The sequence below is a fragment of the Streptomyces sp. WAC07094 genome, from assembly GCF_036320405.1.
Taxonomy (GTDB): Bacteria; Actinomycetota; Actinomycetes; order Streptomycetales; family Streptomycetaceae; genus Streptomyces; species Streptomyces lannensis.
This window is the reverse complement of sequence record NZ_JAVMJZ010000001.1, coordinates 5,182,059-5,194,757: the sequence shown is the minus strand read 5'-3', so window position 1 is coordinate 5,194,757 and position 12,699 is coordinate 5,182,059. Positions and strand designations below refer to the sequence as shown.

The 12,699-nt window shown below is 71.5% G+C and carries 13 protein-coding genes; 4 read left to right on the top strand and 9 right to left on the bottom strand.

What is annotated here, in order from left to right; translation table 11 throughout:
* The first annotated feature begins 246 nt into the window (after window positions 1–246).
* Window positions 247–549 (top strand): hypothetical protein, encoded by a 303-nt coding sequence (locus tag RCR19_RS22985; RefSeq protein WP_331266833.1) that lies wholly within the window; start codon window positions 247–249, stop codon window positions 547–549.
* A 40-nt stretch (window positions 550–589) separates the two neighbouring features.
* Here the strand turns inward: RCR19_RS22985 and RCR19_RS22980 are convergent, their stop codons facing one another.
* Entirely contained in the window at window positions 590–1,573 is a 984-nt protein-coding gene (locus tag RCR19_RS22980; protein ID WP_331266832.1) for a helix-turn-helix domain-containing protein, read from the bottom strand.
* Window positions 1,574–1,737: 164 nt separating this feature from the next.
* Between RCR19_RS22980 and RCR19_RS22975 the strand changes: the two genes are divergently transcribed.
* Window positions 1,738–2,193 (top strand): hypothetical protein, encoded by a 456-nt coding sequence (locus RCR19_RS22975; RefSeq protein WP_331266831.1) that lies wholly within the window; start codon window positions 1,738–1,740, stop codon window positions 2,191–2,193.
* Window positions 2,194–2,278: 85 nt separating this feature from the next.
* On the opposite strand, the gene RCR19_RS22970 is transcribed toward RCR19_RS22975, so the two are convergent.
* On the bottom strand, window positions 2,279–2,785 hold the full coding sequence (locus RCR19_RS22970; RefSeq protein ID WP_331266830.1) for a MarR family transcriptional regulator: 507 nt from the start codon (window positions 2,783–2,785) through the stop codon (window positions 2,279–2,281).
* 207 nt (window positions 2,786–2,992) lie between these two features.
* Between RCR19_RS22970 and RCR19_RS22965 the strand changes: the two genes are divergently transcribed.
* On the top strand, window positions 2,993–3,841 hold the full coding sequence (locus tag RCR19_RS22965; protein ID WP_331266829.1) for an alpha/beta hydrolase: 849 nt from the start codon (window positions 2,993–2,995) through the stop codon (window positions 3,839–3,841).
* A gap of 18 nt (window positions 3,842–3,859) precedes the next feature.
* Here the strand turns inward: RCR19_RS22965 and RCR19_RS22960 are convergent, their stop codons facing one another.
* The 3 genes from RCR19_RS22960 to RCR19_RS22950 form a co-directional block, all read right to left on the bottom strand.
* Window positions 3,860–4,315: a hypothetical protein gene (locus RCR19_RS22960; RefSeq protein WP_331266828.1), complete on the bottom strand. Its 456-nt coding sequence runs from the start codon at window positions 4,313–4,315 to the stop codon at window positions 3,860–3,862.
* Window positions 4,316–4,493: 178 nt separating this feature from the next.
* Window positions 4,494–5,966, bottom strand: a complete 1,473-nt coding sequence (locus RCR19_RS22955; RefSeq protein WP_331266827.1) for an MFS transporter — start codon at window positions 5,964–5,966, stop codon at window positions 4,494–4,496.
* 62 nt (window positions 5,967–6,028) lie between these two features.
* On the bottom strand, window positions 6,029–7,399 hold the full coding sequence (locus RCR19_RS22950) for a DUF445 domain-containing protein (RefSeq protein WP_331266826.1): 1,371 nt from the start codon (window positions 7,397–7,399) through the stop codon (window positions 6,029–6,031).
* A 235-nt stretch (window positions 7,400–7,634) separates the two neighbouring features.
* On the opposite strand from RCR19_RS22950, the gene RCR19_RS22945 reads away from it, so the two are divergent.
* Window positions 7,635–8,966, top strand: coding sequence for an SGNH/GDSL hydrolase family protein (locus tag RCR19_RS22945; RefSeq protein ID WP_331266825.1), 1,332 nt, complete (start codon window positions 7,635–7,637; stop codon window positions 8,964–8,966).
* 33 nt (window positions 8,967–8,999) lie between these two features.
* Here the strand turns inward: RCR19_RS22945 and RCR19_RS22940 are convergent, their stop codons facing one another.
* Genes RCR19_RS22940 through RCR19_RS22925 form a run of 4 tightly spaced genes read right to left on the bottom strand, consistent with a single transcriptional unit; the run spans window position 9,000 to window position 12,627 of the window.
* Window positions 9,000–9,908, bottom strand: coding sequence for a DUF1707 domain-containing protein (locus RCR19_RS22940; RefSeq protein ID WP_331266824.1), 909 nt, complete (start codon window positions 9,906–9,908; stop codon window positions 9,000–9,002).
* Between the two features lie 32 nt (window positions 9,909–9,940).
* Window positions 9,941–10,981 carry an ATP-binding cassette domain-containing protein gene (locus RCR19_RS22935; protein ID WP_331266823.1) on the bottom strand — a complete coding sequence of 347 codons (1,041 nt, stop codon included), beginning with the start codon at window positions 10,979–10,981 and terminating at the stop codon, window positions 9,941–9,943.
* A gap of 7 nt (window positions 10,982–10,988) precedes the next feature.
* Window positions 10,989–11,834, bottom strand: a complete 846-nt coding sequence (locus tag RCR19_RS22930) for an ABC transporter permease (RefSeq protein WP_331266822.1) — start codon at window positions 11,832–11,834, stop codon at window positions 10,989–10,991.
* Complete coding sequence (locus RCR19_RS22925) at window positions 11,827–12,627, bottom strand: ABC-2 family transporter protein (RefSeq protein ID WP_331266821.1); 801 nt, start codon at window positions 12,625–12,627, stop codon at window positions 11,827–11,829. The genes RCR19_RS22930 and RCR19_RS22925 overlap by 8 nt, the downstream gene beginning before the upstream one ends.
* Between the last annotated feature and the right edge of the window lie 72 nt (window positions 12,628–12,699).

Sequence of the window (12,699 nt, the reverse complement as noted above, 5' to 3'; positions counted from 1 at the left end):
CAGCGCGACGAAGCCGACGCGTGTGACGTGCGTCTCACGGGCCTACCCGCTCCCCGGGTCCATGACGGCCTGGCGCCGGTGCACGGCCGTCCGCCTGCCGTACGGGCGGGCCACCGCGGCGCGCCCGGTTCGACCCCGGCTCCAGGACCTGCCCCGGCGCGGAGTTAGCCTCGGTCAGCAGCCGGAACGGCGACCGGGTCGGTCGTCGCGACGGCCCGGAGACGTACCAGCGGGAGGCGGACGGCGATGGCGAAGGTTCCGACGGCAGTGGTGGCCGCGGGTGGGCTGGTCGGCGGGTACGGGGTCGCCCGCTGGAGCAGGAAGCGGCAGCTCGGCGGGGCCGTGCTCGCCGTCGCCGGTGCCGCCGCGGCACAGCGGTGGCGGAAGCAGGCGGGCGGGGCGGCGGCCGGTGCGCTGACCGCCGCGTATGTCGCCGCCTTCGCCGGATCGCATCCGCTGGCCAAGAAGGTGGGCGCGTGGCCCGCGGTGTTCGGGGTGGCCGGGGCCGTCGCCCTGGCGTCGTGGGCCGTGGCCGACCGGCGCGGCTGAGGCGTCCGGCCGGATCATCTCCGCGGCCCGGGTGCGCCGTTCAGGCGACCTCTCCCCCGAGGGCCCCGGAATCCGGGCCGCGCACTCCCTGGAACGCCCGCCGATACGCGTAGGGGCTCGTCCCCACCACCCGCTTGAAGCGGTCGCGGAACGCGGTCGGGGAGCCGAACCCTGTCTGGCTCGCGATGCGTTCGACGGGGTGCGCCGTCGTCTCCAGAAGGTACTGGGCCCTGCGGATCCGCGCCCGGTGCAGCCACTGCAGCGGCGTCGTGCCGGTCTGTTCGCGGAACCGGCGGTTCAGGGTGCGGGAGCTCATGCCCGCACGGGCCGCGATGTCGTCGAGGGTCAGGTCCCGGTCCGCGTTCTCCTCCAGCCAGCGCAGCAACGGCTCCAGGGTTGCCCCGGTGGGGGACGGCGGCAGGGCGTGGACGATGAACTGGGCCTGGCCGCCCTCCCGTTCCAGCGGCATGACCGACAGCCGGGCGGCGTCGGCCGCGACGGCAGAGCCGTGGTCCTTGCGGATCATGTGCAGACACAGGTCGAGGGAGGCGGCGGCGCCCGCCGACGTGAGGAACTGGCCTTCGTCGACGTACAGCACGTCCGGGTCGACCGTCACCTCGGGATGGCGCTCGGCCAGCAGCTGCGCGGCCACCCAGTGCGTGGTCGCCCGGCGGCCGTCCAGCAGGCCGGTCGCCGCGAGCACAAAGGCGCCCGCGCAGACGGAGGCGATGCGGGTGCCGTGCGCGGCGGCCACGAGCAGGGCCTCCCGCACCTCGTCGGGCAGGGGGCGCGTCGGGTCGGCCGTGCCCGGCAGGATGATCGTGTCCGCCTCCGCCAGCGCTTCGAGCCCGTACGGGGCGCGGATCCGGAAGGCACCGGCGTCCACCTCCTCCTGGGGTGAGCAGATCCGTACGCGGTAGGCGGGCCGTCCATCGGGCAGCCGGGTGCGGGTGAAGACCTCGATGGGGGCGGAGAGGTCGAAGGGGATCACCTGGTCCAGCGCCAGGACGGCCACGGTGTGCATGGCGAGAGCGTAAGGGTGCGCCGGGATCCGGCCAAGTCGCCCGACACCGGCTGCTCAGCGGTTTTCGCAAGTCAGTGGACACCTGGAGACGGGTGGCGAGAATCCGTTGAGCACTGGCAATTGCGCCACTGTCGGCCATGATCTTGCCGACCTAGCCTCGGCCCGTGACCAAGTTCCTTCTCGCCGTTCACGTCCTCGCAGCGATCGTCGCCGTAGGCCCCGTCACCGTCGCAGCGAGCATGTTCCCGTCTCTCGCACGCAAGGTGCCGGCCGACCCGGGCGAAAGCCTGCTCAACCTCGCGCTGCTGCACCGCATCTGCCGGGTGTACGCCGTCGTCGGTGTCGCGGTCCCGGTGTTCGGATTCGCCACCGCCAAGAACATGGGCGTGCTCGGTGACGCATGGCTGATCGTGTCGATCGCGCTGACCGCGGTTGCCGCGGTGGTGCTCGGCGCCCTGGTGCTGCCCCGGCAGGGCGCCGTCCTCCGGAGCGTGGAGGACGGCGTACTCGACGCGCGGGCCACGGTACGGCTGGCCATGGTGACCGGGATCTTCAATCTCCTCTGGGCCGCTGTCACCGTGTTGATGATCGTGCGTCCGGGGTCCACCACCGGCGCCTAGGGATCCGGCACACCTCGCGGGGCCCGGGGCGGGAACACGCCGTCCCGGGCCCTTCCGCGTCCGGCCGGTCGCACCGGGCAGGCCCCTAGGAGGCCGCCGCGGTCCGCTCCGCAGTGCTCGTGTGGTGAAGGACGTTCGCCGTCAGCCGGCGCAGCAGGTCCTGTGCGGTCCTGAACTCCTCGGGGGTCAGGCCCATGGCGTCCCCGATCGCGAGCGGAACGGCGCGGATGTTCCGGCTCAGGGCGGCACCCTCGGCGGTCAGGGCCACTTCCACCACCCGCTCGTCGTCCGCCCGCCGCTGCCGCTTGATCCAGCCGTTCGCCTCGAGGCGCTTGATCAGCGGCGTCACGGTGCCGTAGTCGAGTTGCAGGGCGGCCACCAGGTCCTTGACGGGTGCCGTGCCGTGCTGCCAGAGCACGACCATGACCAGGTACTGGGGGTAGGTCAGCCCCAGCTCGTCGAGCAGCGGCCGGTAGGCGCCGGTCACGGCACGGGACGCCGCGTACAGCGTGAAACAGAAGTGGTCCTCGAGCGGCAGCGGAGGCTCGCCGGGGTGGCCCGTTGCGGGCGCGCTGGTGTCGTCGTGGCTCACGGTGGCTCTCCCCGGTCGTCGGTTCCTGGTCGCCGGACGGTCGTCCGGAAGGCATTGTCACATCCTTCAAGGACCCCAGTATCTCGCAAACCTTTATCTTGTGCACGATGTAAACGTGCGCTAGGTTTCTCGACGTCGCCCGAACAGGGCGATCCGGAGCCGCCGGCCCCACCTGCGTGAGTGCGTCGTATCCCAAGGAGATCCGTCATGCGTCCGAAGACCCTCTTCCGCCCCACCCGCAAGAGCTCCGCCGCGCTGGCGGCCACCGCGGCGGTGGCCGCTCTCACCTTCGCGGCCACGGCACCGGCCGAAGCCGCCAGGCCCGCACAGCACCCGGCACCTCCCAAGCCCACCGTCGTGCTGGTGCACGGCGCCTTCGCCGACTCATCCAGCTGGAACGGCGTCATCAAGCGGCTGCGGCACGACGGCTACCGGGTCCTGGCCCCGGCCAACCCGCTCCGCGGGCTCGCGAACGACGCCGACTACCTCCGCAGCTTCCTCAAGAGCGTGCGGGGACCCGTCGTCCTCGCCGGCCACTCCTACGGCGGCTCCGTGATCAGCCAGGCCGCCGCCGGCGACCCCGACGTCAAGGCACTCGTCTACATCGCCGCCTTCGCCCCCGACAAGGGCGAGACCCTCGCGGAGCTGGGCGAGAAGTTCCCCGGAGCCACTCTCCCCACCGTCCTCGACGAGGTCCCCTTCCCTCTCCCCGACGGCAGCACCGGCACCGATCTCTACATCAAGGCCGACAAGTTCCACGACGCCTTCGCCGCCGACCTCCCCGCCTCCACCACGGACCTCATGGCCACCACCCAGCGTCCCGTCGCCGCCTCGGTCTTCACCGACAAGCCCACCGAGGCCGCCTGGAAGACCATCCCTTCCTGGGACCTGATCACCACCCAGGACAAGGCCATCGCCCCCGACGAGCAGCGCTTCATGGCCCACCGTGCCCACGCGCGCACCACCGAGATCAGGTCCTCCCACGCGGTCCCCGTCTCACACCCGGCGGCGGTCACCGACGTGATCGAACAGGCCGCCCGGAGCACCACCCGCTGAGCGCAGGCCCGGTCCGGCTCACAACGGGTTCGTCAGCGACATGTCCTCCCGGGCCCACTCGCCCCGGAACGCCCTTGCCACCCCGGCCGTGACGAACACCCCCGTCGCGACCAGCAATGTGAACAGCCCCCAGGCCAGGGGCCGGAACGAGGCGTCCGGTCCGGGGTGGGCGCGCAAGGAGGCATGCATCAGCACGGCCGGGGGCACCGCCACCAGCAGCAGCGGCCAGCCGAGCCGGTCCCAGTGCCCGAAGTAGGCCGCCAGGAGCAGCAGGGCCAGCGCGAGGAGGAGGACCCCGGCGCCGGTGAGGGGGGTCGTCTCCTCGGTGGCCCGTGGGGTCGCGGATCGGTTGCGCGGGTCCCAGGGCAGGAAGAGCAGATGGGCCCCGGCCGCGAGGGCGGCCCCGAGCAGGCGTATCAGCCAGCGCGCGTACCACGGGCGGGTTCGCATGGGGCGGAGCAGCTTCTCGGTCATGGGGACGAGGATTCCCCCGGAGCGGATGCGTCGGCAGAGTACGGATACTCAGATCGCCCCCGGCCGCGGGCTCCTGCCGCAGGACGGCAGCGCACGCCCAGGGTCCGTCGTTCGGATCATGCCGGCGTCGATCGAAGGGCGCGGCCGCTCCCGGCCGACCTGATCCCGACGACAGACCCTAGGGAGTCGCCTGCGCCTGCGCGGCGGTGGCCGTCAGCGGTTTCGCGATGTCCTCCAGGGACCGCCGTTCCGCGCGCACCGCGAGCAGCGCGGCGACCACGCCCGCGGCGCACATCAGGGACGCACCGACCTGGAAGGCCAGGACCGTGTCGCCGACCCGGCCGGTGTTGGTGAGGTCGGCGAACAGGAGCGGGCCGCTGATACCGCCGGCAGCGGTGCCGAGGGCGTAGAAGAAGGCGATGGACATGGCCCGCGTCTCCATCGGGAAGATCTCGGAGACCGTCAGGTACGCGCTGGAGGCACCCGCCGAGGCGAAGAACAGCACCGCGCACCAGCACGCCGTCAGTGTGCCCGCGCTCAGTGAGCCGCGGTCGAACAGCCAGGCGGTGCCGAACAGGAGCAGACCCGAGAGCAGGTACGTCGACGAGATCATCACCCGGCGGCCGACCGTGTCGAAGAGCTTGCCCAGCAGCAGCGGGCCGAAGAAGTTGCCGATGGCGATGACGGTGAAGTAGTAGCCCGTGTCGCCGGTGGGGACGTCGAAGAACTTGGTGAGGATCGCCCCGAATCCGAAGGTGATCGCGTTGTAGAGGAAGGCCTGGCCGATGAACAGGGAGAAGCCGAGCACGGCGCGCTTGCGGTAGTCGCTGAAGACCGTGCGCGCGATCTCGCCGAAACCGACGCTCTCGCGCTGCCGGATGGTGATCTCACTCTTGGCGCGCGGCAGCGGCTCACCCCTCTCCGCTTCGATCTTTTGCTCGATCGAGGTCACCACCCGTTCCGCTTCCTGCTCTCTGCCGTGGATCAGCAGCCAGCGCGGGCTCTCCGGGACATGGCGCCGCACGAGCAGGATCACCAGGGCGAGGACGGCCCCCAGGGCGAACGTCAGCCGCCAGCCCAGGTCCTTCGGCAGGATGTCGGTGTTCAGCGCGACGACCGACAGCAGGGAACCGCCGACGGCCCCCAGCCAGAAGCTGCCGTTGATGACCAGGTCGACGCGTCCGCGGTAGTACGCCGGGATCAGCTCGTCGATCGCGGAGTTGATGGCCGCGTACTCGCCGCCGATACCGAAGCCGGTGAGGAAGCGGAAGAGGAAGAACCACCAGGTGGAGAAGGAGACCGCGGTCAGGGCCGTGGCCGCGAGATAGACCGCCAGGGTGATCATGAAGAGGTTCTTGCGGCCGTAGCGGTCGGTGAGGCGGCCCCAGAAGAGGGCACCGGAGCAGGCACCCGCCACGTACAGCGCCGCCGCGATACCGGTGACCTGGCCGGAGCTGATCGGCAGCCCGCTGCCGGGCTCGGAGAGCCGGCCGGCGATGTTGCCGACGACCGTGACCTCAAGGCCGTCGAGGATCCACACGGTGCCGAGGCCGATCACGATCGTCCAGTGCCACCGTGACCAGGGCAGACGATCCAGGCGGGCGGGAATCGCGCTGGTGACCGTGCCGGGTCGGGGCGCGGTGACGGACATGTCTGCCTCCTCGGTGCTGCGGCCGGCGCCGCACCCGACCCGAGTGCCCGCTCGGCCCGCGGCTACGCTCCCAGCGCCCGCGACACCGCGTAGATGAGCAGTCCGGCCAGCGAGCCCACCACCGTGCCGTTGATCCGGATGAACTGCAGATCGCGCCCGATGTGCGCCTCGATCTTGCGGGTGGTGTGCCCGGCGTCCCAGCCTGCGACCGTGTCCGTGATCAGGGACGTGATCTCCTTGCGGTACGTGGTCACCACGTGCACCGCGGCGCCCTCCACCCACTTGTCGACCTTGGACTGGGTCCTCGGCTCACCGGCCATCCGGGCGCCCAGCGACAGCAGCGAGCCCCGCACACGCAGCCTGAGCTCGCTGTGCTCGTCCTCGGCCGCCGACACGATCATGGAACGGACGGCCGTCCAGGCGGAGGCGATGAGGTCCTGGACCTCACCGCGGCCCAGCACCTCGCCCTTGAGCCGCTCCACACGGGCGCGGGTGTCGGTGTCGGACTGGAGGTCGGAGGCGAAGTCGGCGAGGAAGCGGTCGAGGGCACCGCGCGCCGGATGCGTGGGCGAGTCGCGCATCTCGGTGACGAAGCGGAGGAGTTCCCGGTAGACGCGCTCGCCGACCTTCTTGTCCACGAAGCGCGGGGTCCAGCCGGGAGCTCCGCCCTGAACGGCGGCCATGACCTGGTCGTCGTGCAGGACGAGCCAGTCGTGGGCACGGACGCAGACCAGGTCCACGACGCGTTTGTGGCCGCCGTCGGCGACGACCTTCTCCAGCATCTTGCCGAGCGGCGGCGCGATCTCCTGGGCGTCGGCACGGCGGGTTATGGCCTCGCCGACCACGGCCTGCACGTCCGAGTCGCGCAGCACGGTGAGCGCCCCGCGCAGCGCCGTCGCCAGTTCCGCCGTCACCCGGTCCGCATGCTCCGGTTCCGCGAGCCAGGTACCCAGCCGGGCGGCGATGCCGACGGCGTGCAGACGCTGCCGTACGACCTCCCCGGAGAGGAAGTTCTCACCGACGAACTCGCCCAGGGAGATGCCGAGCTGGTCCTTCTTGTTCGGGATGATCGCCGTGTGCGGGATGGGCAGTCCGAGCGGATGCCGGAAGAGCGCGGTGACCGCGAACCAGTCGGCGAGCGCGCCGACCATGCCCGCCTCGGCGGCCGCGGCCACATAACCGGCCCACGGTCCGGCGCCCGCGTCCCGTGCCCAGGTGGCGAGGGCGTACACGAGCGCCACGAGGAGCAGCAGGCCGGCCGCCATGCTCTTCATCCGGCGTACGCCGCGCCGCTTCTCCTCGTCGGCCGGGCTGAAGGACGTCATCGCCCGGTTCGTGACGGTCGACGAGCGGGCGGACGGCCCCGCGGCCGCCGCTTCGTCCGGTTTCGTGCGTTCCATCCACTCCACCCGTTCGTGTCCCCCGTTACACATTGTCCCTTCCTGACCGACTCCTGGAACGGAACGGGAGTTCCCGGCGTCTGTCCGGACGGAGAAGTCTCGGGGGTTTCTCAGGGTCCTGTCAGGGTTCCGGTCGCGATCGGGACGAGCCTGTGCCTCACGGCGCGGACACCTCGGGTTCCGTCGGCTCCTCCCGCCCCATGATTCATCATGGGGATGATCAACAACGGAGCCTCGGGCTCCCTCGCCCGAGGAGTACACGCACAGCATGACCAAGTTCAACGGTTATGCCCTGCTGGCCGCCCTGTGCGCGGTCATCCTGACCGTGTCGGCGGCCATATACATCGGCGCCGCGGCCGATGACGGCAGCGATCGCGGCGCTCTCGCCGTCGGCCGCCCGGACCCGCGGGGCGCCGCCGCACCCGTGTCGGCCGGCGTCTGGGTCGGCGCCTGGTCGGCCGCACCCTCCGGGGCCGAGCCAGGAACCGAACCGGCCGGCATGTCCGGACGGTCCGTGCGCAACGTGGTGCACACCGGCGTCGGCGGTACGGGGGCCCGCATCACGCTGTCCAACCTCTACGGACAGCAGCCGCTCTCCATCACGCACGCCTCGATCGCGGTCGCCGCAGGCAGGAACGAGGCGGCCGCCGCCATGGACACCATGCGCCGTCTCACCTTCGGCGGTGCGCCGTCGGTCGTCATAGCCCCGGGCCGCGAGGTGGTCAGCGACGCGGTCCGGATCGCCGTCCCGCAGGACTCCGACCTCCTCGTGACCACCTACTCGCCCACCCCGTCGGGCCCGGTCACCTTCCATCGGCACGCCCGGCAGATCTCCTACGTCGCCGACGGCGACCGCACGGAGGACGTGAGCGCAGCCGCCTACACCGGGCGCACGCCGTACTGGCGCTATCTGACCGCGCTCGACCTGCTCAGCAACGAGGCGGTCGGCACCGTGGTCGCCTTCGGCGACTCGATCACCGACGGTGTGACCTCCACCGTGGGCGCCGACAGCCGCTGGACGGACGTGCTCGGCCGGCGGCTGCGCCAGGCCGCCGGATCCGGGGACGTACCCCGCTACAGCGTGGTCAACCAGGGCATCAGCGGCAACCAGGTACTGACGAGCGGCCCCGGCCGGCCCGCCGACAACGCCAGCGGCCTCAGCCGCTTCGGGCGCGACGTCCTGGAGCGGGCGAACGCCAGGGTCGTCGTCATCGACCTCGGCATCAACGACATCGCGCGTCACCCCGGCCGCGCCGACCCGGACCGGATCGTCGCCGGGTTGCGCACCCTGGTCCGCGAGGCGCACGCACACGGCCTGAAGGCGGTCGGCGCGACCCTGATGCCGTTCAAGGGCCACGGCAACTACCGGACCGACCGGGAACAGACGCGGCAGGAGATCAACGCGCGGATCCGCTCCGGCACGGTGTACGACGAGGTCGTCGACTTCGACCGGGCACTGCGCGACCCGTACGATCCGCGTCGGCTGCGCCCCGACTACGACTCGGGCGACCATCTCCATCCCAGCGACAAGGGCTTCCGCAGGATGGCGGAGGTCTTCAACCCGGCCTCGCTGAAGGGGGCGGCGCCGGCCCGGCTGTGAGGCCGGACGGGCGGCGGACGTCCGTACGGCGGATCAGTACTCGTCGTCGCGCCGCCGCCCGCGCTCCTGCCGCCGGGCGTCCCTGCGCTCGCGCTGCAGTTCACGGCGCTCCTCGTGCCGCTCCCGGTGCAGATCGCGGCGCTCCTCGTGCCGTTCGCGACGCTCGTCGCGCAGTGCACGCATCAACTCGCGGTGCTGGTCGAGCACCTCGCGGTGGGACTCCGGCAACTCCCGGCGCGTCGCCTTGCGGTCCAGCTTCTCCTGGCGCCGCTCCTCCTTCAGCCGCTGCCGCTCGGCCCGCGTCACCTTGCGCTCGACGCCGACCCCGCCCCAGAACGCGAACCCGGTCACGATCACGCGCGGCGCACCCGGATCCCCGGGCACGCCCTCCTCGCGCTGGTCGAAGCCGCCCATGATCCCGACACCGCGCACGACCACCTCGACGCCGGGCGGCACGATGACGCTCATCCCGCCCATGACCGCGATGCAGTTGATCTCCACCTCGCGGTCCGCGAAGTACGCCTCCCGCAGGTCGATCTCGCCACCGCCCCAGAAGGCGAAGCAGTTGAACCGCTTCGGCACCGTCCAGCGCCCCTTGCGCTGGAACCCGGACATGACGGCGACGGCCGACGCCGACGACCCCTCGCCGCCCACGATCCGCTCGGCCCAACCCCCGCTCTCCACGGGCTCCTTGACCAGCGACACCGCGGGGGCGACCACACCGGCGGCCGGCAGATCACGGGTGATCGGGGCCAACTCCCCGTAGGTCCGCGCCTTGTACGTCGCCTCCAGCCGCTCCTCGAACTCCTCCATGTCGAGACGGCCCTCGGCGACGGCGTCCCGGAGTACCTCGACGACCCTTTCACGGTCGGCGTCGGAGGCACGGAGGTCCGGGGCGTGGGGCTCGGGAGGCGTCCCACCGGAAGACACAGCGTCGGTCATGCGGTCAGCCTACGAAAAAGCCGCGCACCGGGCTACGACACCGCCCCTTCCGGCGCGGGATCGGCGGCGCCTTCCAGCCGGTGCAGCATCCTGGCGATCACCGCCTCGATGTCCGGTTCCCGCACCGAGAGGTCCACCAGCGGACAGGTCGCCGCGATATGCGCCACCAGTGGGGCCGCCGACTCCGACGCCGGGAACGCCAGCCACTGCCGCGGCCCCTCGACCCGCACCACGCGCGCGGGCGGCGCCTCGATCGGCGGCATCTCCCGCTCCAGGTCGACCACGAGGGTGCGCTCGCTGTCGCCCACCTCGTGCAGCCCGGCGAGCGGGCCGTCGTACATCAGGCGCCCCCGGTCGATGACCATCACCCGCGAGCACAGCTGCTCGATGTCCTGAAGATCATGGGTGGTCAGCAGCACCGTCGTGCCGCGCTCGGCGTTCAGTTCCCGCAGGAAGTCACGGACCCTGGCCTTGGAGACGACGTCCAGGCCGATGGTCGGCTCGTCGAGGTACAGCACCTGCGGGTCGTGCAGCAGCGCCGCCACGATGTCGCCGCGCATCCGCTGGCCCAGCGACAGCTGGCGCACCGGGACGTCCAACAGGCTCTCCAGCTCGAGGAGTTCGACACAGCGGTCGAGGTTCTCGCGGTAACGCCGGTCCGGGATGCGGTACATGCGGTGCATCAGCCGGTAGGAGTCGATCAGCGGCAGGTCCCACCACAGGGTCGTGCGCTGCCCGAACACCACCCCGATGCGCTGCGCCAGCCGCGTCCGCTCCCGGGAGGGGTCGATCCCCGCGACCCGCAGCCTGCCGCCGCTCGGCGTCAGGATCCCGGTCAGCATCTTGATCGTGGTGGACTTCCCGGCGCCGTTCGGTCCGATGTAGCCGACCATCTCGCCGCGCGCCACGGTGAAGGAGATCGAGTCGACGGCCCGCACCCGGCGCCGCTCACGGCGCAGCAGGCCGGTCCTCGTACGCACCTCGAAGACCTTCTCCACCCCTTCCAGCCGGATGAAGTCGCCGTCCGGGCAGTCCTTGTCCACGACACCACCGTCCACGTAGCCGCCCTCCATGGGTTCCTCAGCTCCCCGTACTCCGGTACGAACGCAGTCCCGCGCGCCAGGCCAGCATCGCGAGCGCACAGCAGGCCGCCGCCACCAGCGGCGGCGCGAAGGCGAGCCAGGCCGGCAGGTCGAGCGGATACGGCCGCCCCAGCACGTACAGCGCGGGCAGCCAGTTGACGAAGGCGAGCGGCAGCACGAAGGTCACGCCGCGCACCAGTTCCTTCGCGAAGACGGTGGGCGGGTACTGCAACAGCGTCTGCCCCCCGTACGTGAAGGAGTTCTGCACCTCGGAGGCGTCCTGCGCGACGAACTGGAAGGCCGCGCCCGCCACGAACACGGCGCAGAAGATCGCGGCGCCACTCAGCAGCGCCAGCAGGACCATCAGCACCCTCGACGGTGTCCACGCCAGGTCCAGGGAGGCCACCGCGTATCCGAGGACCAGCACGCCCTGGACGATCCGGCCGAGGCGGCGCAGCCCGAAGCGGTCCGCCGCGACCTGGGCCAGCACCGGCGCCGGACGGACCAGGAGCGTGTCCAGCGTGCCGTCACGCACCCGCCGCCCCAGCCGGTCCATCGAGCCCAGCACAAGATCGGCGAAGCCGAACGCGGTGGCGGACAGGCCGTACAGGAAGGCGACCTCGGGCAGGCGGTAACCACCGAGCGAGTCGATCCGCGAGAACATCAGCATGATCGCGACGAAGTCGAGCCCGGTCGCCGCGAAGTTGCCCAGCGTGGTCATCACGAACGAGGCGCGGTAGGCCATGGTGGAGCGGATCCACATGGCGGTGATCAGACCGTAGGCCCGCAGCCCCTCGTACACCCGCCCGTGCGTCCGCCGCCCCGCGGCAGCCGTGTCAGCCACCCTGGACCACCACCCGCCGGGTCGCCGCCGACTGCACCAGCCGGCCGACGCCGAGCAGCACCACGGCCCAGGCGATCTGGAAGCCGTACGTGGGCAGCGGGTCCGCCGCGCCGAGGAGCACATCGACGGGGGCCTGGAGCAGCGCCGACCAGGGCAGCAGGCGGACGACCTCGCCGAGCGTGCCGGGGAAGACGTTCAGCGGCAGCAGCATGCCCGAGCAGAAGACCGCCGTCAGCCCAGCGAGCTGGGCGACGCCCGCCCCGTCCAGCAGCCAGAACGCGCTCAGCGCCACGACGAAGCGGATCGCGAAACTCACCACCACCCCGAGCCCGACAGCCAGCACGAACGCCACCCAGGTCAGCGGACTCGCGGGCAGCGCGAGCGGGAAGAGGAGCGCCCCGAACACCAGCGGGACCACACCCCGGCCGAGCAGATGGAACAGCGCCCGCCCCAGATCCGACGCCAGCCACCACCCCTGGAGGTCGACCGGCCGGTACAGATCGACGGCCACGTCGCCCGTACGGATGCGCTCGATCAGCTCTTCCTCGAAGCCGCCCCCGAACACGGCCACCGTCATCAGCAGGCCCTGGCTCACCCAGACGAACGTAAGAGCCTGCGACTGGTCGTACCCCCCTAGGTGGGGTCGCTCGTTCCACACGGCGAGGTAGGTGTACGCCAGGATCAATCCGAAGACCGAGTTGGTGAACACCCCGGCCGCGGTCGCGGTCCGATAGGTCGCGTACCGCCGGAAACCACTGGCGGCGACGGCGGCGTACAACCGCCCTGTCCCCACGGGAGAACCTCCTTCGACGTGTGTCGGACGGAAGCGCAGGAGCCTAGCGCGCGGGCGAAGTGGCGTACCACA